Genomic DNA, 19722 nt, shown 5'->3' on the forward strand with positions numbered 1-19722 from the left:
AAGTTATTTAATTTTGTTGACCTCAACCGTCACGAATGATATCTTATCACCTATCGCTTGGTTTGTCAACACTTTTTTTGATGTTTTTCATCAAGCAAGTGGTGGAGGATGACGGGCTCGAACCGCCGACCCTCTGCTTGTAAGGCAGATGCTCTCCCAGCTGAGCTAATCCTCCGACTTGATGACCCGTACGGGATTCGAACCCGTGTTACCGCCGTGAAAGGGCGGTGTCTTAACCGCTTGACCAACGGGCCAGGTTGTCCTTTTCTTCGTTACGTTTTTCGTAACTCGAAACTGACAAGAGTTATTATATACAGGAACGCAACAGTTTGTAAAGCTACTTTTTCAAATTCTTTTTATTCAGATAATTAACCCGAATCAATCCTCCTTCCCTATCCTCTGAAACCCCCGTCATATCCACGTTTCCAAGCATTTTAATTATCTCTTCCATTCTTGCATATTTTCCTTTCAAAACAGGAATATAAACATGGACACTAAAAAACTTGAGCAGTTTTTTTGTCTGATTCAAAATTTCCTTGATAAGCTTTTCCTATGAAATAAATAAGAAAAGGGGCATTCGACATGACAGATACATTCGATGTAACCAACCCAGCCACAGGTGAAGTGATCGAAAAAGTAGCGATTGATTCAAAAGAAGCAATCAATGAAAAAATCGAAAAGATACATCAGGCTTTCCAAGCCTGGTCCAAAACTTCTGCAGCAGAACGCAGTAAGCTTCTTCGGGCCTGGCACGACAAGATGATTGAAAACAAAGCCGAACTTGCTGCGCTCATGACAGCCGAAAACGGCAAGCCGCTGAAGGAATCAGAAGGTGAAGTTTTATATGCCGCTGGTTATATCGAATGGTTCGCCGAAGAAGCCAAGCGTGTCTACGGCCGCACCATCCCTGCTTCCACAACGGATAAGCGCATGCTCGTCACCCGCGAAGCAGTAGGCCCGGTCGCAGCGATCACACCTTGGAACTTCCCGGCAGCGATGATCACAAGAAAAGCAGCACCAGCATTGGCTGCGGGGTGCACATTCATCATCAAACCAGCACCGGATACCCCGCTGACAGCTATCCGCCTGGTCGAACTGGCATATGAGGCCGGTATTCCGGAGGACGTCATTCAATATGTGAATGCCGATGGCGAAATGGTCGGCAAGATTTTCACCGATCATCCCCACATCCGGAAGATTTCCTTCACGGGATCTACTCCTGTCGGCAAACTGCTCATCAAACAAAGCGCCGATAGCGTGAAGCATGTCTCCATGGAGCTCGGCGGACACGCACCGCTTATCGTCGATGAATACGCAGATATCGACCGGGCTGTGACACATGCCCTGGCTTCCAAATTCCGCAACGCCGGCCAGACATGCGTCTGCGCCAACAGACTGCTCGTCCATGAATCCATCAAGGACGAATTCACAGCAGCATTCACAAAAGCAGTATCCGAAATGAAAGTCGGACAAGGCACAGAGGAAGGCGTGGCAATCGGCCCAGTCATCAACAAAAAAGGCTTTGATAAGATCGTTGCCCAAATCGATGATGCCAAATCCAAAGGTGCTAAAGTCCTCACTGGCGGCACCTATAACGCCGATGCAGAAAAAGGCTACTTCTTCGTCAACCCAACTGTCCTTGATCAAGTAACGGATGACATGGACATCATGCACGAAGAAACATTCGGACCGGTGGCTCCGATCACGACTTACACCGACATCGACGAAGCTATCCGCATCGCAAATGACACACCATATGGCTTGGCAGCCTATTTCTTCACGGAAAATTACCGCCGCGGGCTGTATATCGCCGAAAACCTGAAATATGGTATCATCGGCTGGAATGATGGCGGTCCATCCGCCGTTCAAGCTCCATTCGGCGGCATGAAGGAAAGCGGCGTCGGCCGCGAAGGCGGAATCGAAGGAATCGAGCCTTATTTGGAAACAAAATATATCTCCATCGGTATATGAAAGAAGGACCCGTCAGCGACGGGTCCTTTCTTGTTCATTCTACAAATATCTTTCCAGCAGCAGTCGCATCGGTTTCATTCCCGAATGCATCTGTCGCTTTGACGACGACATCCGCTCCATCAAGCTTCACCGATGATGTCGCTGTCCAATAACCTACATACAAACCCTCTTCCGTTTCCCTCATTGGAAGCTCTGTTGCCTGGGATGCGGTGCGGAAATTCGTCAGCGGCGCCTTTAAGTAGAAGGTCGCATCCTCCAAGCCCGGTTCCGATTCAAAGGAAATGACAACTGTTTCGCCGGCCTGCAGATCTGTATCCTGTTCCGGTTTGACATTTTCCAATGCAGGAGCAGTATAGTCTGCTTCCAGCTCGATGACTTTCGTTACCTTATTTCCGGCCTCATCCGCTGCGGCTACTTTTATCTCATTGACACCTTCATCCAATAGAATGCGCTTGGAGAAAGCCCCGTCATCATCCACATCAGCATTCTCACCGTTGATCGTCAGCTTTTTCAAATAGTCATCAGATGCCGTACCCGTTACGGTCACGGTTTCCTTATTCGTTTTGCTGCCGTCCTCCGGCGCTGTAATCATCAGTTCCGGTTTTGTTTGATCCCGGATGACTGTTACAGCTTCAGATGGCGCAGTACTGCCATTTTCCAGCTTCGTCACAGCTGTCAGACTGTTTTCTCCTTCCGCCAGCTCCACTTCCGCGGCAAAGGCTCCTTCTTCGGATGCTTCCACTGAAGCGGCAGCTTCGCCGTTATTGCTGATTTCGACTGTTCCGCCAGGCGATGCAGTTCCTTCCACTGTCACCCTACTCTCTTTTGTGACTGTATCAGAGGCAGGCGACGTGATGACAGGGGACTGCGCCTCGTAATCAACAAGTGCCCGGATCATGTAGTTGCCATCCTCTTCCGGCACCAGGCTCCATTCCCCGCCTACATTCTGCCAGCTGCGGCCGGAAAATTCCCCATCTTCATCCGTTGCCAAAGCAGGTGTATTCGGATTCGGATCGGTTTGGATATAGAGAATATAGAAATCAGAATCGACTACAATGCCTTCCCCGGCCAAATCAATCTGCGTCCATTCTCCGTTTCGGAGAGCTTCCCCTGAAATCGGTCCGGCGAGCTTCTTGCCTGGTGCGCCATCTTCACCGGAATCATCATAGATTTCCACGGCAAAATTCGTGCCGCCCGGTGTCGGGAAGGTATCATCCCAGAACCGGAACAGTCCGCCTGTTACCAGGGCAGATGATTGTCCTTCCGCCAGCGTGAATTTTACGGCCCATCCATTTCCGGCATCATAAAAGGCATGTGCATTCTCGGCAGTGCCGTCATCATAACCGATTTCCCCGGCAAAGCCGATGAACGGCTCCAGCTCGACATTTTGTTCTGTTGCTTCCTCCGCAGTGACCGTCACTTCCAGTTCAGATCCCTTGAAGGAAGGGGCTGTAATTCTAAGGGTATATGTTCCTTCATAGGCAGTCAGCGTATACGTACCGTTGTCATCGGTCTGGGCCGGCTCGACGGCTGCATCTTCGACTACATATACGTTAGCGCCAGCTATCGGTTCACCTGTTTGTGCATTTGTGACCGTACCCGTCACCGTGCCCTCCGCAATCGGATCGAGCGTGAAGTTTTGGGTTACCGCCGTGCCTTCGGTCACAGTCACTGGTGCTGTATTGGAATGGAAGCCATAAGCAGCTGCTTCCAGCGTCACATCCCCTGCGGCTTGCAGTAAGCGATAGCTGCCGTCTGCCGGATCAGTTTGTACGCTTCGCCCGGTTTCCTGCACCGTCACCGTTGCATCGACCGGCAAGGCGCTTGGGCTGATTTCAGATGGGTCTGACTGTCCATCCGGCAATGATGGACCTTGGACATTCCGAATCGGGGTTGGCGCCAGCTTTTTCGCATGTACCGCCTTCTTGCTCTTTGCACTCTCCTTTGTCTGCTTATCCTCTTTCACCTTTTTTGTATCTTTCATGATGGAAGCAGAGCTGTTTGACGTATCTGAAATGGCTACATCATCGATATACCAGCCTTGTTTACCGATGCTGCCGTCCGTCTCCAAATGGAAGCCGACATAAACTGTCTGACCGGCATAATCACTTAAATCAATCTGTTCAGCAGACCAGGCGCCATTGGCCCCATTATACGAACCTACCTGCTCCCAATTTTCTTTGTCCGTCGATACGACAACATGACCATAATCGTATCGGCTTTCCAAGTCGAACCATGTCTGGAACTGCAAATATGCTTCACCGTCTTCCGGAACTGCTACAGGCGGTGCGAGCAGGGTCGCATCGGCATTGTTTGCATAAGCGCCTGTGCCATATACATTTTCACCAGATGCTGCCGCTTCAGGTCCTGCAGCCGGTGCTCCCCATTCCCATGAATTTTGATCACCGAATGATGTCCAGCCTGTCGGCTCCTCTTCAAAATCCTGGGTATAGCCAACTGACAGCGGGGCAAGCAGCTCCACCTCATACGTATCTGTCTCTGTTGTATTGCCGCCAAAATCGGTTACGACAAATTTATAGGCAAGCGTCTCACCAGCCGTTGCTTCCGCTGGCAGGACCGCCTGATACGTACCGCTGGCTGCATTTCCCTCTGCAAGCGTCGCTTCGATCGACTGCCATTCCCCTTCGTCTTGCTGATATTCAAGCGTCACTGTGTCTGCACTGATATTATCCGTCACTTCCGCTGAGAGCGGCGTGGCGACGCCCTGATACAACTCAGAAACTGCTTCATGCACAATCACAGCCGGCTCCCGATCTTCGCCATCCTGATACACATTCCCGTTGATTTCGCCGACACCAGTGGCGATGGTGGATGCAGCCAAATATGCATTGACGATGCCATGGCCGAAGCCTTCATTGATTTCATCAGGATATTCGCTGCTTGTCTGTCGATCAGCTGTATCATAGAGAATCGTTTCTATCTCGTCGACTGTCAGCGAACTATCCGCCTGCAGCAGCAGCGCAATGACGCCGCTCACATGCGGAGCGGCCATCGAAGTTCCGCTGAAGGAGGCACTGTATCCGCTGCCGCTTACCGAGGAATAAACACTCACGCCGGGAGCAGCAATATCTGGTTTTATTTCTCCCTCATAAGGAGAAGGACCGCGTGAGGAGAAGCTCGCCAAGCCATCTTCACTATCCGTTGCAGCGACAGAGATCGACTCTGGATAGTTGGAAGGTGCAGACACTGTCGCGTCTCCATCTCCATCATTACCGGCCGAGAACACTGGGACGATACCGGCATTCCGCCATGTCTGGACAACTTCGCGATACCATTCATCAAGTCCCGGACCGCCGCCCCAAGAGTTATTGACGATATCCGGTGCCTGCTCTGGATGCGGAGTGCCTTCTTCATCCTTTGGCGCAAGCATCCATTCAGCCGCATCCAGCAGGATGGCATCCGTTGTCTGCCCTTGCCCGGTATCCGGATGGAAAGCTTTTACCGCAATCCATTTGGCTCCCGGTGCAACGCCGATATCAGCGGATCCATCCGGAGCTGCACCGACAGCCGTACCGATCGTATGTGTCCCATGATCCAAGTCATCATACGGCACAGCTTCTCCGTCGACTGCATCATACCAGTTGAACTCATGCGAGACATTATCCGGGTCAGCCGCATCATAGCCGCGGTACTTTTCCAAAAGTGCCGGATGGTCATACTGCACCCCAGTATCCAACCCGCCGATGACGACACCCGATCCATCCAGTCCCATTTCCTGCCATACTGCAGGCGCTCCGACTCTTTCCACCCCCCACGCTTCGACTTCCTCAGCCAGAGCAGCTGCCTTTTTCTCCTCTGCCTTCGTTGGCTCAAGGATTTTACGCTCTCTGTCAGGCAGGATCTTCTCCACTTCCTCCGAAGCAGCCAGCTCCTCCATCACATCTTTGGAGCTCGTCACTTTCAGCGCATTGACGATATAGTAAGAATCATAGTCTTTCACGACACCTTTATCTTTCGCCTGCTTCAAGTAATCAAGCAAATTCGCTTGCGTTGCATCAGCTGTCGCACGCAAATCACTGACAACAGCCGAATTCTGGATACGCTTCGCTTCCTTGGCAGACAAACTGGCTGATTGTTTCTTCGCCTTCTCGACAGCAGTCTCTGCCGCCTTCTTCGTATCCGCCTGATCCTTCAGCTTCACCAGGTACGTCACCTGCCCATCCGCCTTGAACTGTGACGTAACATCCTTGTCCACCTTCGCTGCTACACCCTCACTCGCTTTCACAGAAGTTCGCTCAGAAGACTGTGCTCGTGAAGCTGTAGGAGAAAGCAACGACAAGAGAAAGACACCGATCGCCAAAATACTGAGCCACTTCGTCATCCTTTTGTGCATCTTCCCACACTCTCCTTTTTCTTGTTCTTGATATGGTCCTGCCCGCTAGCCTTCCATCTCCGCACGTTAAATGACAGATTATGTAATATCGCTCAGATGTTATAGCTAGATTACGAGAATCTGTCGTTTTCGGGAAGAGAGTCGCGGTAAAACAGGAGCATATATGCAGAAAGGATAGATTCCTGCGGGACAATAGTAACAATTTTCTGTAAATTATCCGCGTAAATCTATCATATCTTAGCAAGCACAACTTTCGATCGCCTTCGAAAGCCCTCGGATTATGCTGAAATGCTGAGCCTCCTCAGCAGCAAATCTCACGACATCTGGGCAGGAAATGGCCTTTTATAACCAGTAAACGGCACAACATCTTTTATCCCTATACCTAATTGGGAAATTCATCAAATGGGAAGCTATTTAGCCCTGGCACTATCCAAACTTCCATCGGCATTTCCATCATGAACCTTTCCACCTGCAAAATCCAAAAATATTTGTATGGGAACATGCCTATAGTCACAGCTATGCCACGAGGACAGGAAGTGCATGTTGGAACGCAATCCATCCAGCTGTCATTATTGCCAGCCTCCATTATCTGAAAATTCATCAATCTCTCATCTGTCCTTAATGCACCTCACAGGGAATACTCCAATTTCGCAGCTATGATAGCAGTATCAAAAAATAAACGGAGGATAAAGACATGAAAGTTATCATGATTCCATCAGGTTTTAAGGAATGCCTTGATGCGGAGGAAGTAGCAGTGGCAATGGGTGCCGGAGCAAAAAGATTCGAACCGTTCATCCAAACAGAGATGCTGCCAATGATAGATGGCGGAGAAGGCTTTGCAAAAGCAATCGTTAAGATAAAGGATGGGGAATTGATCCATAAAACCGTCACCGGTCCTGTCTGGCAGAAGATCGATAGCCATTATGGCGTCTTCCAGGAGGGAAATGAACGAATTGCCGTCATCGAAATGGCTGCTGCGGCGGGATTGAAGCTGGTTCCAAAAAACGTCAGGAATCCGCTGCATACGACTACCTATGGTGTCGGGGAGCTGATTCTCGATGCATTGGACAGACAAGTGAATAAGATTATAATCGGCTGCGGTGATTCCGGCACGTCGGACGGCGGGGCAGGCATGGCCCAGGCGCTTGGTGTTCGATTCCTGGATGCTAAGCAGCATATCATTGATGTCAAATCTGTCACCGACATTTTGAAAGCGGTAACAATCGATGTATCTCATGTAGACTCCCGGCTGAAGGACATCCCTATAGACGCTGCATGCAACTGGAAGAATATCTTGTGCGGAGAACGCGGGGTGACGCGGATTTTCGGTCCCCAAAAAGGAGCCGCTCCCCATCAAGTCCATATCCTGTCTGCAGCCTTGGATCATTATGCTGACTTGATTCAAGCTGTCACGGGCATGAACGTCCGCTATGCGCCAGGAAGCGGAGCCTCAGGCGGTTTGGGCGCTGGATTGATGGCTTTTACAGGTGCCAGGCTTCATCCGCGCTTTGATTTGATCAAGCATTACATTCAAATGGAAGAAAAGATAGCGAATGCCGATCTCGTCATCACCGGCGAAGGAAGTTTGGATTTTCAGACACCTGACGGTAAGATTCCATGCGAAGTCGCAAGAATTGCCAAAAAGTATAATATACCTGTCATAGCCATCACCGGCACCATCGGACGCGGAGCCGAGAGCAATTATGAGGCCGGCATCGATGCGTACGTGAGTATTATCCAAAATCCTGTCACATTAGATAAAGCGATTGCTAAAGCCCCTCGATGGATTGAGGATAGCGTGGAATGTATCTTGCGGCAAATCACCATCGGGGTACGATTGGCAAATCAAGATAAGAGGACCCTGCCTTATGGAACAAATCAATCCATATAGGAGAAGTGAGAGAAAAACGTCCAAGCATCCAGTAAAATCATCTGCCAGAATACGCATCATTTGTTTCATGCATGCTTTCTTCCTCCTTCTGGTGGCTTTGACAAATCTGGATTATCCTGCGAAAGTATCGCTATTTGCCTTCTTATCCGCTATGACTCTCTGGATCGGCACAAAGATTCCAGCGGGATTTGTCGCAATTTCACTCCTATCGTTCATCATAATCATGAAGGCTGGGGATACAGAGCTGCTTTATCATGCCTTCAGTGAAGATGTGGTATGGCTGATGTTTGGAGCTTTCATCATTGGGGAGGCCATCAAGGAATCGGGACTTGCCGCACGGTTCAGCTGTGCCATTTTATCTCGTGCAAAAAGTAAACATTCCATTATAAAAGCCTATACATTAGCTTTAGGGCTGACGGCACTATTCATCCCTTCCACTTCCGGAAGGGCTGCCCTCTCCTTCCCTGTCATCAAGCAGCTGGCGCGCCACTTCTCCAGCAAGGAAAGGCAGTTTCTTGCCATCTTGACACCTGTGATCATTTTGATGAGTACATCCGCAACATTGATTGGAGCTGGCTCGCATATAATCGGAGTCGGCTTGCTGGAAAGCACGACTGGCCAGTCCATCTCCTTCCTTCAATGGCTGGTATGGGGAATTCCATTTACCGCTGTGATCACCATGGTGACGACGTTTATCGTAAGATTGCTTTTATGGCCTAAGCGGAGCCTTATAAGCGATGCCATACCGCAAGCTGGATCCGACGAAGAGGATATGGATCATCATGTATCACCAAATGAAAAAAAGACAGCGATACTGATTGCCGCCCTGATCCTCGGATGGATTTCAGAAAATATCCATGGATATGATACCGCGTTCGTTACCATCGTGGGCTCTCTATTATTCATGACTCCCCGTTATGGAATAATCAGCTGGCAGCAGGGGATAAAAGCCGTTTCATGGAATTTGCTTCTTTTTGTTGCAGCAGCCGCTGCCCTCGGCCACATCCTCATGGATACAGGGGTCATAGATTGGATGGAAAAAGAAATCATGCACAGCCTGCATTTGTTTACGGATGCCTCGGATTGGGCAAATGTCCTGATACTCTCCATCGTGACTGTTACAAGTCATTTATATATCACGTCCCACACGACACGCGCCATCGTATGTATACCGAGCCTGATCATTTTCGGGCAAGCAATTGGCGGAGACCTTGATTCCATTGTCTTCCTGAGTTTAATAGGAATGAATTATTGTGTGACATTCCCTGTCAGTTCCAAAGCTTTGCTTCTTTTTTATGAAGAAGGCGATATCGCATATGATGCACACGATTTACTGAAAATCAGCATCGTCCTGATGCCGGTATATATATTGGTGATACTTCTGTTTTATTTCACTTATTGGAATTGGACAGGATTATCGATATAAAAAAGCAGTGCCATGGCGGCACTGCTTTTCCTATTCAACCTAAATCGACATTATGATAAACCTGCTGTACATCCTCCAAGTCTTCCAGGGCATCGATCAATTTCTCGAACTGCTCCTGGCTTTCCGGATCCAAAGTGACATCATTCTGGGCCAGCATCGTAAGCTCCGCTACTGTGAACTCTTCGATACCAGCTTGCTTAAGTGCTTCCTGTACAACATGGAACTGATCCGGCTCTGCATAAACGATGACCGCATCGTCTTCTTCGATGATGTCCCGTGCATCAACATCGGCTTCCATCAGGATTTCCAATACTTCGTCAGAGGATTTGCCTTCGATACCGATGACGGCCGTTGCATCGAACATGTAGGCAACGGATCCGCTGACCCCCATGTTGCCGCCGTTCTTACCAAATGCAGCACGAACTTCCGGAGCAGTGCGGTTCACATTGTTTGTCAACGCGTCGACAATGATCATGGAGCCATTCGGTCCGAAGCCTTCATAGCGCATCTCGTCGTAGTTCTCGTCGCCGCCGCCCTTTGCCTTCTCGATTGCACGCTCGATGATAGCCTTCGGTACGTTATACGTCTTCGCGCGCTCCAAGACGAATTTCAGCGTCTGGTTGGCATCGGGATCGGGCTCACCTTGTTTGGCAGCCACATAAATCTCACGGCCGAACTTCGCATAAATCCGGCTGGTATTGGCATCCTTCGAAGCTTTCTTCTCTTTGATATTGTTCCATTTACGTCCCATTTATGAACACTCTCTTTCAATCTATTTTAAAACTGTGTGTGAAATAATGATTGCCATCATTATTATAACGCAAAAAGCTCTGGACTAAAACTGGGGCACTTTAGGTCCATTACGAAGAAAAGCGGGAACCCTCATAAGGATACCCGCTTTTGGCTGAACCGTTCATATGCAGCTTCGAATGCCTGGTAGCTAGCTGAACCAAGTTTTGTTTCATCCCTATCGAACAGCCTGTCAAAAACGATATCATACGCTTCCGTTGTGCTGCATTGCCTCACATTGGAAACAAGCTCCAAATAGGATACAAAGTATTCCGTGCTCAATTTACTGCCTTTATTCAGGATCATAAGGCACCCTCCTCTCCAACAGCATGACATCCCGCCATTTCCCATGCAGCTTTCCGATTCGCTTGCGGATACCGACCTCCCGGAAGCCAAAGCCCTTATGGAGCGCCAGGCTTGCTGCATTCTCCGGGAAAATACCTGATTGCACTGTCCATATGCCCTGTCCATCGCATATTTCCAGCAGTCCCTTCATAAGCTTTTTGCCCGCCCCGCAGCCTTGATAAGCTGGATGGATATAAATGCTGAGATCCACTACTCCGCGATATACTTCCCTGCCCGAATATGGGGACAGGGCTGCCCATCCGATGACGCCCCCATCTTTCTCCGCTACCAATCTACCATACGGCAGTTTCGATCGATCCCACTTTACCCAATCGGGAGCCTTTGTTTCAAATGTGGCATTGCCGCCATCCATACCTGTCTGATAGATTTGCTTGACAGCCGGCCAGTCTTGCGGATCCATCACCCGTATCAGCATGTGCCGCAGCCTGCCTGTACAGCTGGACGTTCCACGGAGCAGACACCCGTTTCCGGGAGCAGAAGCTTCACTTGCTCCGCTGCTTCCTTATCATCCGCCAGCCTGGCAGCAATGGAACGTACTTGTTCATATCCGGTTGCCAGCAGGAAGGTCGGTGCCCTTCCATAACTTTTCACGCCCGCGATATAAAAATTCGGCTCTGGCTGCCGCAGTTCCTTTTCCCCATGCGGTCTTACGGTTCCGCAGCTGTGCACATTGGGATCGATCAATGGTGCCAAAGCTGGCGTGCTCTCAATCGCAGGATCAATTTGATATCGGATTTCCCTCAAAAAGCTGAAATCAGGTCGAGCACCGGTATTTACATATATTTCATCGACTTCCTCGACCGCTCTCCCAGACATACAGGTTATCCTAAGCCGTCCATGCTGATTGCTTATCTTATCTGTAAGGAAGCCTGCTTCCATGTTTATAGCACCACTGTTAACCAAGCTCTCCGCTTGCATTCCCAAGGCACCTCGGGCAGCCAGCTGATCTCTTTCCTTGCCTCCATACACTGCATCAGGGCTCTTGCGCCGGATCACCCAAGTAATAGCTGTATCAGGGTGGACTTGCTTCACCTGGGCAAGTTCAGTCAATGTCTGCAAAGCAGAATGACCGCTGCCGATCACAGCTATATGCTTATTCTTTAAAGCATCCATATCCTCAGCCGCAGAAGGAATGACAGTATGTACCTGAAGCTCCTCCTGCCATACACCATCTGCTGAAGGTGGATTCGGGTTATGCCATGTCCCGCTTGCATCGATGACAGCACTTGCACGGTATGCTGCCGTTTTGTCATTCAGCTTGGCATAGATAAGGAAGGGCAGCTTTTCCCTGCCGGAAGTTTTCAGCTTATCCACTCCCTCTCTTGTCACTGCCACTACTTCCGCACCATAAATGACATGGGGAGCGATTTCTTTTAACGCAGCCAGTGGTTTCAGATAACGATCAATCACTTCTCCCCCTGTAGGCAGCTGGGTCTTATCAGGCATCAGCCAACCATCATCCTCAAGCAGCTCCTTCGCTGCTTGGTCAACGTTGAATTCCCATGGCGAGAATAAACGGACATGCTTCCATTGCTTAATAGCCGCCCCTGCTGTATCGCCTTTCTCCAGGATCAGAAAAGGTACCTCATACTTCACAAGATGTGCAGCGGCGGCCAGGCCCACCGGACCGCTTCCGATGATAACGACAGGCAAATCGTTCCCCATAAGATCTCCTCCTTCTTATTTACGGCAAGCTTTCTCCGCCGGCTGTTTCGGTCCCCTTAAGAGGCAGCATAATTCTTCGGACAGAACATGATTCAAGTTGGAATGATCCAAGCCATAGTAATTCCACGTCCCGCGCTTTTCCTTTGTTATCAGACCAGCATCCAGCAGGATTTTGATGTGATAAGACAACTTGGATTGGGCCATATCCAGAGCCTCCGTCAAATCGCAGACACAGACGGCCTTCTCTGGCGTTTGCGCCAGTACATGCAGCAGCTCCAGGCGTTTGCTATCCGCAAGGGCTTTGAACACACGCTCATAATCCTGCCATTTTTTCATCGTCGCATCTCCTTGCATCAATTTTTCTTGATATATCCATCATAGATCAAGTTTTTTTGATTTTCAAGTATATAACGATTGCCTTATATAATAAATTATTTATATACTAGCTTGGGAAGGAGGATTAAGATGACAGCTACAATTGCTTTATCGACTGAAAAGCTTACGGAAACTTTGAAAATTCTTCACGATCCGACGCGATTGCTGTTAATGAAACTGCTGATGGAAAAAACATACTGTGTCTGTGAACTGGTAGGCATGTTCGAGGTCAGCCAGCCGGCAATCAGCCAGCACCTGCGTAAGTATAAAAAAGCAGGTCTTGTATGCGAAGAAAAGCGCGGACAATGGCGGTACTATCGCTTTGATGAGACTTGTGAGCAGCGTGATCTGGTGGAGCAAATCATCGGGCAGCTGGATGAAAATGATGAGCAGCTCATAAAACTAAGAACCAAAGCAGAAGCTATCACTTGTTAAATAGGGAGTTATGTTACACATGTTGACAACCGTTCTAGCCTGTATCATCTTTCTGATCACTCTTATTTTAATTATATGGCAGCCAAAGAACCTGAATATAGGATGGTCTGCCTGTGGCGGAGCTGTACTGGCCTTACTCGTTGGCGTGGTCGATATTTCCGACGTATGGGAAGTGACCACCATCGTATGGAATGCTACCTTGGCATTTGTCGCCATTATATTGATTTCACTTATACTTGATTCCATCGGATTCTTCGAATGGGCTGCTCTCCATATGGCTGCTGCAGCCAAAGGACACGGTGTGAAAATGTTTGTATACGTCTGTTTGTTAGGCGCTGTTGTATCCGCCTTTTTCGCAAATGACGGGGCAGCCTTGATCCTGACACCGATTGTACTGGCAATGGTACGGGCTCTACGCTTTGATGAAACACTTGTATTTCCATTCATCATTGCGAGCGGGTTCATCGCCGATACAACGTCATTGCCTTTGATTGTAAGTAACTTGGTGAACATCGTTTCCGCCGATTTCTTCGGCATCACTTTCTTGGAATATGCCTCTCGCATGATCATTCCAAATTTGATCTCACTGGCGGCAAGTATACTTGTACTTTATTTATTCTTCCGCAAACGCATCCCTTCGTCCTATGAAGTGAGCGATGTAAAACAGCCGTCTTCGGCTATTAAAGACCGAAAAATGTTTAAACTATCCTGGTACGTACTTGCTTTATTGGTGATTGGCTATTTGATTTGTGAATTCTTCCATATCCCTGTTTCTTTCGTGGCCGGGGCAATTGCGATCTTCTTCCTGCTGATAGCACGCCGCAGCCCAGCCGTCGAAACAAGGAGCGTCGTAAAAGGCGCGCCGTGGAATATCGTCTTCTTCTCTATCGGCATGTACGTCGTCGTTTATGGATTGCGTAATGCCGGATTGACGGATATACTCGCCGATGTCATTCAATATGCAGCAAACCAAGGCATGTTCATCGGTACGATCGGTATGGGCTTTATCGCGGCCATCCTGTCTTCCGTTATGAATAATATGCCGACAGTCATGATCGATGCCATCGCCATATCCCATACATCCACTTCAGGGGCAATAAGGGAAGCCCTCATTTATGCCAATGTAGTCGGTTCGGATCTGGGCCCGAAAATCACACCGATCGGCTCACTGGCAACCTTATTATGGCTCCACGTCCTTTCACAGAAAGGCGTAAGGATATCATGGGGCACTTATTTCAAAACGGGCATCATACTTACGATACCAACACTGTTCCTGACACTGACCGGACTTTGCGTTTGGTTGGCCATCATCCATTAAAGGAGAGATACAATGAAAATACGCATCATTGGTTCAGTAGCCGCCGGCACATCAGTCGCTGCAAAAGCACGCCGTAACAATGAGGAAGCTGATATCCGTATCTATGACAGAGATTATGACATATCCTATAGCGTCTGCGGCATCCCTTATTTTATAGGCGATGAAGTGGAGGATCTGGAGACACTGAATCCTCGCGATCCAGCCTGGTTCAAAAAACGATACAATGTCGATATCCAGACAAGACACGAAGTCGTGGACATCGACCATGATTCGAAGACATTATCCATTAAAAACTTAGAAACAGATGAAGCTGTGACAGACACATATGATGTTCTCATTTTCGCCACGGGAGCCAGTCCAGTGACACCTAGCATAGAAGGCACAGAGCTGGAGCATGTCTTCCACGTTCGTACGATCAAGAATGCCGGCGCGATCGATCAGTTCATCGCATCCCGCCAGCCAAAAACAGCTACCATCATCGGCGCTGGCTACATCGGATTGGAAATGGCCGAACAGCTCACCCGCTTAGGAATCGAAGTGACCATCCTTCAGCGCAGCAATCAGGTGATGAAGCATATGGACAAAGATATAGCAGATCGCATAGCAGACACATTGGAAGCTCATGGGGTGAATCTGCTGCTTGGCCAAGAAGCGGTCCGCATTACTGATAAAGAGATCGTCACCTCCAGCGGAGAAACAATACCATCTGACATTGTCTTCCTGGCTGCAGGCGTCAAACCAAATACAGCTTTGGCCGAAAAAATCGGTGTCCGAATAGGAGAAACCGGGGCGATTGCAGTCAATGAAAAGATGCAGACCAATCTGCCGGACGTATACGCAGTCGGCGATGTGGCAGAGAGCTTCTCTGTCATTACGGGTAAGCCGCTCTATCGACCGCTTGGATCGACAGCGAATAAGATGGGACGCATCGCGGGTGATGTCATTACCGGAGGAGATTCCGCTCACCGCGGTATCCTCGGCACCGGGATTGTCCGTGTATTCGAACTTGCAGTCGGACAGACCGGCTTGAACGAGAAAGAGGCTCTTGCCCAAGGATACGATATAGAGACCTTGCATAATATCAAGCCGGCACGCGCAGCTTATCTCGGCGGCAAAGAGATAATCATCAAAGCAATAGCCGACCGGGCAACCGGCCGTTTACTCGGTGTCCAGGCTATAGGAGAAGAAGGCGTGGATAAGCGCATCGATGTCTTTGTTACTGCAATGACCTTCGGAGCCAAAGCAGAAGACCTATTCCACCTGGATCTTGCCTATGCACCGCCGTTCAGTACGACAAAGGATCCAGTCATGTACACCGGCATGGCACTTGATAATGCCATCAAGAAGCAGAATAAGCTGCTCACACCAAAAGAACTGCAGCAAAGGTTAGAAAAAGGAGAGTCCTTCCAGATCATCGATACACGGGCCAAAACCCAATATGAAGCCTCCCACGTGCCAGAAGCAGTCAGCATTCCTTTAGCTGAACTCCGTGAAAAAGCAAAAGAACTCGATCCAAAGAAACCTACCCTCTGCTACTGCAACAGCGGTGTGACAGGCAATGCCGCCCAAAACGTATTGCGGAATCTGGGGTTTGACGAAGTATATAATCTTTCCGGCGGAAATAAGAATTATCAGAAGTACCGGAAATAATCAAAAGCCGCATACGCTTGTATGCGGCTTTTCCCTTCCTGAATATCAAAGCTTACTTTTTAAGTTTAAAGGGCGAATTTGCTAAAATATTATATGTGGGAAATCTGCCAAGAGGGAAAAGGATAATTATATGCATGAGGAGCTGATTCTCTATGAAGAGCAGGCAAGAAGCTATTGATTATTGTAAGCAATATAAAGATGTATATGAAGATCAGCCATTCAAAGATGATAATTGGACACTGATGAGACATAAAGATAATGATAAAACATTTGCTTGGATATTCGAAAGAGAGAACAAGATTTGGATCAATGTAAAAAATGAAATTGGTGTGAACGAGCAGCTGCGTGATGAATACAAATCCATAATACCCGCTTATCATTTAAATAAAGAACATTGGAACTCCATCATATTGGACGGCACTGTCCCTGTGGAAGAGATTCATGATCTAATCAGCACCAGTTATGATATGACGAAGAATAAGTAGAATTTGCAATAAATGAGGTGGTCGCTTTTTTATATAATCTGCTGCCAATTACTTTGATCGTCATCGAAATCCGGGGTACCAAATTAATCCCATCCTTTATTCAAAGAGTCCTACATTTGTTCAAAAATTGTATGGCAGGCATTTTATTACGTTACAAGAGCTAAAAAAGTAAGGAAGACTCACTTGGTTCACCCGTATCTACTACCATCATTATTCTGTTACGGCTACCAGTCATACCTAGTGAAAAAAGAATTTCCAGTGTACCTATTTAAAACATGACACCACAGATATGTATAGTTAATATAACAGTATAATAAAGAAGTAGCCGACCTACATTCAATGAACTGTAACCTTAGAATGGAAAGCGGATGTACAGAACCATATAAAAACGAACAGATATAATAATGGCTCTTAACCTGAGGAGGGCCGAGTTCACTCAGCCCTTTTTTAATCAGTTCTTGTAACTATCAATATTAGTTTCTAATGCCAATTAACATTCTTCTACTTCATGATATAAAATCCGACCTCCTTATCGTGATAGAGTAGGCCTTACAATTAATTCACTTACATCCACCTCTAACGGCTGCGATATTGCATAAAGAATTGCTTGTGCAATAGCAGAAGCAGGAAGCGCTAGTCTTCGATACTCGATCATAGCCTCACTCGCCTGTTCATCGGTAATATGATCAGCTAATTCAGATTCCGTTACACCCGGTGCAATTACAGTTGCTCGAACATTATTCGTTGCTTCCTGCCGCAAACCTTCTGTGATAGCACGGACAGCATACTTGGTTGCGCAATAAACTGCTGCAGTCGGGGTAACCTCATACGCGCCTATCGAAGCTATATTGACGATATGTCCGCCATTCTGCTCTTTCATTATCGGCAACACAGCTCCAATACCATGCAGAACTCCACGGATATTTACATCGATCATACGATTCCATTCAGCGATTTTCAGGGATTCCAATTTAGATAAGGGCATTACACCTGCATTATTTACGATGACATCGATTTTTCCGTATGCTTCGATTATTTCTTGTACGGTATGCTGCATTTGTTCAAAGTCTGTAACATCCAGTTGTTTATAATCTGCACTATATCCTTTTTGGAGAAGAGTGGATACGAGTGTTTCTAACTTATCTGTTCTCCGCGCTGCTGCTATTGCCACGGCGCCATTTTGAGCTAATAACTCAACAGTTGCTGCTCCGATGCCGCTGCTTCCTCCGGTGACAAGAACAACTTTATTCTTTATACTCATCCTTGTATCATCCTCTTTTTATTAATTTACTATGGGGAATCCTTATCCATTATCACGATGCAGGACCATTCCTGCATGATATAGTATCCCGTTTTGAAAATCTCCATCAGCTGTGAATCCTGTATCATCATGATATTCAATATGATCACCTGTTATTTGATAATTACCTGTATAAGCGCATTCGACATCACCACGAGCTTCAATATAGCGTCCTTCGGGCAGCAGCTCATGCCTGATATATCGATCTTTAGTAACCCATAGACCAACGTAAGTATCATTATTCTTTTTCATATCATCAGCTCCTTTTCTGTTCTACTATTAGTATCAGCGAAAATTAACATGGAGCGGTAGCCGGCATCTCTTTAATTCTTGCCCTATCCTCCAATAACCAAAAAGCTATATAAAAGGAGGGATTATCCATGCCGCCAAAAGAACAGTTGCAATCAAAAGGAGAGGAACTTACAGATCTAGTCTCAAAATTTGCTGCCAAGGAAGGTACGAATCTAACATCTATCCCCGGGTTGGAACTCATTCGTTCAGCCAAACCACTGGAGCCTGTACATACAATGCATGAACCTGCTTTATGCATTGTTCTGCAAGGAAGAAAAGGGATCTCTATCATTGGAGAGGACTTCTTTTACGGAAAAGGAGATTACTTAGTCGTAACTGTCGATTTGCCTGTTATCGGGGAAATTCTAGAAGCAAGTGCGATGGAGCCTTATTTATGTCTTCGATTGAATTTTAACATGATGCAGATTGCAGAGGTTTCAAAAGAGTATAAGCAACATAGTACCAATAAAGATGTTTCAGAGCGAGGAATATTTGTAGAACAGACAGATGAAGTTATTCTGGATGCGGTTAGCAGACTCGTGAAACTGCTTCATACCCCTGAGGATACAGAAATACTTGCACCTCTCATCATTAAGGAGATTCTATACCGCATTATGCAAGGAAAACATGGGGACACAGTAAAAAAACTTGTTGCCAAGGGAAGTAAATTATCTGAAGTAGCAATTGTTCTGGATTACTTAAAGGAAAATTTTTCTCGAGAAATAAGGATAGATGAACTAGCTAAAAAAGTATGCCTTAGCCCATCAGCTTTATATCATCATTTTAAACAAGTTACAACCATGACTCCGATTCAATACCAGAGAGCATTACGTCTTCATGAGGCAAGGCGGTTGATTATTGGAAAAGATATGAAGATTGCTGATGCTGCCTTCCAAGTTGGCTATGAAAGCCCATCTTATTTTAACAGGGAATACAGGAAAATGTTTGGCAAGCCACCCGGGAAAGATCGTAAAGAAAATCTAAATTTATATAATGTCTAGCCCAAATTAAAAAGTCGCATACAAATTGTATGCGACTTCTGTTGTTGTACTCTATAATATCAATGATCTAATAGAATGATGGTTTATAACTGCGAGAGTGCTACATGGAAAACAAAAATAAAAAGAAAATCGAGTTCAATGCTCTGTCACTGTATGTCCTTTTGTTATTTCTATAAACTAAGAAAAGTATTAGAGAATGTTCTCTAATACTTTTCTTCTTTCTAAGCTTCCTAGCGGACTTGAACCGCTGACCCCCACCTTACCATGGTGGTGCTCTACCGACTGAGCTAAGGAAGCAATGGCTCCACAGGCAGGATTCGAACCTGCGACCGATCGGTTAACAGCCGATAGCTCTACCACTGAGCTACTGTGGAATAATATCAATTATGTATACAAAAAAGAACT

16 protein-coding genes and 4 tRNA genes are annotated in these 19722 nt (G+C 47.3%); 8 read left to right on the top strand and 12 right to left on the bottom strand.

All coding sequences use genetic code 11. The features are described 5' to 3' along the window. Positions 1–99: 99 nt before the first annotated feature. A tRNA-Val gene (locus tag CHH53_RS16260) sits at positions 100–175 on the bottom strand. A 7-nt stretch (positions 176–182) separates the two neighbouring features. Beyond that, positions 183–254, bottom strand: a tRNA-Glu gene (locus CHH53_RS16265). 328 nt (positions 255–582) lie between these two features. Between CHH53_RS16265 and CHH53_RS16270 the strand changes: the two genes are divergently transcribed. After that, on the top strand, positions 583–1971 hold the full coding sequence (locus CHH53_RS16270; protein ID WP_095217190.1) for an NAD-dependent succinate-semialdehyde dehydrogenase: 1389 nt from the start codon (positions 583–585) through the stop codon (positions 1969–1971). 34 nt (positions 1972–2005) lie between these two features. Here CHH53_RS16270 and CHH53_RS16275 read toward each other — a convergent pair whose 3' ends face one another. Further along, positions 2006–6325: a S8 family serine peptidase gene (locus CHH53_RS16275; protein WP_095217191.1), complete on the bottom strand. Its 4320-nt coding sequence runs from the start codon at positions 6323–6325 to the stop codon at positions 2006–2008. A 694-nt stretch (positions 6326–7019) separates the two neighbouring features. On the opposite strand from CHH53_RS16275, the gene CHH53_RS16285 reads away from it, so the two are divergent. Then, on the top strand, positions 7020–8216 hold the full coding sequence (locus CHH53_RS16285; RefSeq protein WP_095217193.1) for a glycerate kinase family protein: 1197 nt from the start codon (positions 7020–7022) through the stop codon (positions 8214–8216). Then, positions 8194–9642, top strand: a complete 1449-nt coding sequence (locus CHH53_RS16290) for an SLC13 family permease (protein ID WP_233135177.1) — start codon at positions 8194–8196, stop codon at positions 9640–9642. Before CHH53_RS16285 ends, CHH53_RS16290 begins: the two co-directional genes overlap by 23 nt. A gap of 34 nt (positions 9643–9676) precedes the next feature. Here CHH53_RS16290 and CHH53_RS16295 read toward each other — a convergent pair whose 3' ends face one another. From CHH53_RS16295 to CHH53_RS16315, 5 genes are all read right to left on the bottom strand, one after another. Beyond that, complete coding sequence (locus CHH53_RS16295) at positions 9677–10393, bottom strand: YebC/PmpR family DNA-binding transcriptional regulator (RefSeq protein ID WP_095217194.1); 717 nt, start codon at positions 10391–10393, stop codon at positions 9677–9679. A gap of 131 nt (positions 10394–10524) precedes the next feature. Then, entirely contained in the window at positions 10525–10737 is a 213-nt protein-coding gene (locus tag CHH53_RS16300) for a hypothetical protein (protein ID WP_095217195.1), read from the bottom strand. Continuing rightward, complete coding sequence (locus CHH53_RS16305; protein ID WP_095217196.1) at positions 10724–11212, bottom strand: GNAT family N-acetyltransferase; 489 nt, start codon at positions 11210–11212, stop codon at positions 10724–10726. Before CHH53_RS16305 ends, CHH53_RS16300 begins: the two co-directional genes overlap by 14 nt. Further along, a complete protein-coding gene (locus tag CHH53_RS16310; protein ID WP_095217197.1) occupies positions 11206–12462 on the bottom strand; it encodes an NAD(P)-binding domain-containing protein in 1257 nt (418 codons plus the stop codon). Before CHH53_RS16310 ends, CHH53_RS16305 begins: the two co-directional genes overlap by 7 nt. Positions 12463–12477: 15 nt before the next feature. Then, positions 12478–12798, bottom strand: coding sequence for an ArsR/SmtB family transcription factor (locus CHH53_RS16315; protein ID WP_095217198.1), 321 nt, complete (start codon positions 12796–12798; stop codon positions 12478–12480). 129 nt (positions 12799–12927) lie between these two features. Here CHH53_RS16315 and CHH53_RS16320 point away from each other — a divergent pair, with 129 nt between their 5' ends. The 4 genes from CHH53_RS16320 to CHH53_RS16335 all read left to right on the top strand — a co-directional run bounded on the left by CHH53_RS16320 (position 12928) and on the right by CHH53_RS16335 (position 16725). Next, positions 12928–13272, top strand: coding sequence for an ArsR/SmtB family transcription factor (locus CHH53_RS16320; protein WP_095217199.1), 345 nt, complete (start codon positions 12928–12930; stop codon positions 13270–13272). 19 nt (positions 13273–13291) lie between these two features. Next, positions 13292–14590 (top strand): arsenic transporter, encoded by a 1299-nt coding sequence (locus CHH53_RS16325; protein WP_095217200.1) that lies wholly within the window; start codon positions 13292–13294, stop codon positions 14588–14590. 12 nt (positions 14591–14602) lie between these two features. Further along, positions 14603–16240, top strand: coding sequence for an FAD-dependent oxidoreductase (locus CHH53_RS16330; protein WP_095217201.1), 1638 nt, complete (start codon positions 14603–14605; stop codon positions 16238–16240). Between the two features lie 152 nt (positions 16241–16392). Next, positions 16393–16725: an MmcQ/YjbR family DNA-binding protein gene (locus CHH53_RS16335; RefSeq protein WP_095217202.1), complete on the top strand. Its 333-nt coding sequence runs from the start codon at positions 16393–16395 to the stop codon at positions 16723–16725. A gap of 529 nt (positions 16726–17254) precedes the next feature. Here CHH53_RS16335 and CHH53_RS16340 read toward each other — a convergent pair. Both CHH53_RS16340 and CHH53_RS16345 read right to left on the bottom strand, forming a co-directional pair. Further along, positions 17255–17986, bottom strand: coding sequence for an SDR family oxidoreductase (locus CHH53_RS16340; RefSeq protein ID WP_095217203.1), 732 nt, complete (start codon positions 17984–17986; stop codon positions 17255–17257). Between the two features lie 42 nt (positions 17987–18028). Continuing rightward, entirely contained in the window at positions 18029–18277 is a 249-nt protein-coding gene (locus tag CHH53_RS16345; RefSeq protein ID WP_095217204.1) for an Atu4866 domain-containing protein, read from the bottom strand. 128 nt (positions 18278–18405) lie between these two features. Between CHH53_RS16345 and CHH53_RS16350 the strand changes: the two genes are divergently transcribed. Continuing rightward, the gene (locus tag CHH53_RS16350) at positions 18406–19317 is read left to right on the top strand and encodes an AraC family transcriptional regulator (protein WP_095217205.1); all 912 of its coding nucleotides are present in this window, start codon (positions 18406–18408) and stop codon (positions 19315–19317) included. 224 nt (positions 19318–19541) lie between these two features. On the opposite strand, the gene CHH53_RS16355 is transcribed toward CHH53_RS16350, so the two are convergent. Then, positions 19542–19614, bottom strand: a tRNA-Thr gene (locus CHH53_RS16355). Positions 19615–19616: 2 nt separating this feature from the next. Then, positions 19617–19691: transfer RNA gene (locus CHH53_RS16360), tRNA-Asn, on the bottom strand. Between the last annotated feature and the right edge of the window lie 31 nt (positions 19692–19722).

Source organism: Terribacillus sp. 7520-G (assembly GCF_002271665.1).
Classification (GTDB): Bacteria; Bacillota; Bacilli; order Bacillales; family Amphibacillaceae; genus Terribacillus.

Bases quoted from the DNA above. Each gene is read 5' to 3' on its own strand.
- CHH53_RS16270 (WP_095217190.1), top strand. From the start codon at position 583: ATGACAGATACATTCGATGTAACCAACCCAGCCACAGGTGAAGTGATC.
- CHH53_RS16275 (WP_095217191.1), bottom strand. From the start codon at position 6,325: ATGCACAAAAGGATGACGAAGTGGCTCAGTATTTTGGCGATCGGTGTC.
- CHH53_RS16285 (WP_095217193.1), top strand. From the start codon at position 7,020: ATGAAAGTTATCATGATTCCATCAGGTTTTAAGGAATGCCTTGATGCG.
- CHH53_RS16290 (WP_233135177.1), top strand. From the start codon at position 8,194: ATGGAACAAATCAATCCATATAGGAGAAGTGAGAGAAAAACGTCCAAG.
- CHH53_RS16295 (WP_095217194.1), bottom strand. From the start codon at position 10,393: ATGGGACGTAAATGGAACAATATCAAAGAGAAGAAAGCTTCGAAGGAT.
- CHH53_RS16300 (WP_095217195.1), bottom strand. From the start codon at position 10,737: ATGATCCTGAATAAAGGCAGTAAATTGAGCACGGAATACTTTGTATCC.
- CHH53_RS16305 (WP_095217196.1), bottom strand. From the start codon at position 11,212: ATGCTGATACGGGTGATGGATCCGCAAGACTGGCCGGCTGTCAAGCAA.
- CHH53_RS16310 (WP_095217197.1), bottom strand. From the start codon at position 12,462: ATGGGGAACGATTTGCCTGTCGTTATCATCGGAAGCGGTCCGGTGGGC.
- CHH53_RS16315 (WP_095217198.1), bottom strand. From the start codon at position 12,798: ATGAAAAAATGGCAGGATTATGAGCGTGTGTTCAAAGCCCTTGCGGAT.
- CHH53_RS16320 (WP_095217199.1), top strand. From the start codon at position 12,928: ATGACAGCTACAATTGCTTTATCGACTGAAAAGCTTACGGAAACTTTG.
- CHH53_RS16325 (WP_095217200.1), top strand. From the start codon at position 13,292: ATGTTGACAACCGTTCTAGCCTGTATCATCTTTCTGATCACTCTTATT.
- CHH53_RS16330 (WP_095217201.1), top strand. From the start codon at position 14,603: ATGAAAATACGCATCATTGGTTCAGTAGCCGCCGGCACATCAGTCGCT.
- CHH53_RS16335 (WP_095217202.1), top strand. From the start codon at position 16,393: ATGAAGAGCAGGCAAGAAGCTATTGATTATTGTAAGCAATATAAAGAT.
- CHH53_RS16340 (WP_095217203.1), bottom strand. From the start codon at position 17,986: ATGAGTATAAAGAATAAAGTTGTTCTTGTCACCGGAGGAAGCAGCGGC.
- CHH53_RS16345 (WP_095217204.1), bottom strand. From the start codon at position 18,277: ATGAAAAAGAATAATGATACTTACGTTGGTCTATGGGTTACTAAAGAT.
- CHH53_RS16350 (WP_095217205.1), top strand. From the start codon at position 18,406: ATGCCGCCAAAAGAACAGTTGCAATCAAAAGGAGAGGAACTTACAGAT.